Source organism: Acetobacter tropicalis (assembly GCF_001580915.1).
GTDB lineage: Bacteria > Pseudomonadota > Alphaproteobacteria > Acetobacterales > Acetobacteraceae > Acetobacter > Acetobacter tropicalis.
Genome location: NZ_LHZQ01000039.1, coordinates 1 through 914 on the forward strand (window position 1 = coordinate 1; position 914 = coordinate 914).

2 protein-coding genes are annotated in these 914 nt (G+C 51.1%); both read right to left on the reverse strand.

Annotation, left to right across the window (positions count from 1 at the left end):
• Positions 1-55: 55 nt before the first annotated feature.
• Entirely contained in the window at positions 56-343 is a 288-nt protein-coding gene (locus AD944_RS00205) for a Fic/DOC family N-terminal domain-containing protein (RefSeq protein ID WP_236709187.1), read from the reverse strand.
• A gap of 115 nt (positions 344-458) precedes the next feature.
• Positions 459-866 (reverse strand): DUF6118 family protein, encoded by a 408-nt coding sequence (locus AD944_RS00210; RefSeq protein WP_373317192.1) that lies wholly within the window; start codon positions 864-866, stop codon positions 459-461.
• Positions 867-914: the final 48 nt, after the last annotated feature.

Consider the following 914-nt stretch of genomic DNA (forward strand, 5'->3'; position numbering starts at 1 on the left):
GACTTTTTCAACACAATCAGATGTTTCCCGACAGATGGGAATTTTTAGATTTGTTTCAAAAAACTGTGGCCAAGCGTATATCTGTGCCCGTTCTATGTAACGACCCCAGATCGGCCTGAAAAAGTTCATCCTGGGTGGTGACGATATTCTCGATTTCCGAAGACGCTTTGGCTTCCTGCAAAGCCAGCGTATCAATCAGGATCCCCTGATTGGGAATAGTGGCCGCCCTCCCCTTCAGCTCCGCCAGAGCTTTATTGGCCTCGACCAGCGCCTTGAGAACCGGAACCGTTTCTATCTCCGTCTGGGGCGGCAAAGGCCGAATAGGGTAGGTTGGCGTTAACATGACATCCCAACGTGGTAGCGATATGCGTTTTTTCTAACACGTCCGGATAATCCGTCAAAGAAATCCGGTTTCTTTGACACGTCATATTCTGCTGTCGGCTTTTATTCCCTCAAAACTATTCCTGTTGTGCCGGAACGGTGATGATACAGGGTTTCTGAGTTTTTTCCTGACCCGATGCCGCTTTCTGGCAAGCTGCAATCCTGTCTCTGTTGGTCTCAACCAGCTGGCTGTCCTCACGTACACGTTGCCAGCCTTCAGGATTGCTGATCGCCATCATCATGGCCCCAGAGTTCCAGCGATCTTTCTCCCCAACGATAAAGGATGCCACCCGCGTCCCGACAGAAGAAGGCAGGAGATAAGCCAGCACAGGCGACAACCCGATCCCTACAACAAGACAGGCAAGACCCACCCCTAACAGCCACCAGTTCTGACGGTCCTGATGACGGGACTGACTAATAATATGAGCAAGCTTCTGACGCTCCCCCTGAACCTCACCTATCGCTTCCTGAAACGCTGCCTGTATCTCCTGACATGTTGATTTTCACCGAGAACTGACCCGGGAAGGGTATAA

What these genes read in the sequence shown, in the direction of transcription:
- AD944_RS00205 (WP_236709187.1), bottom strand. Translation starts at nt 343, where the DNA reads ATGTTAACGCCAACCTACCCTATTCGGCCTTTGCCGCCCCAGACGGAG.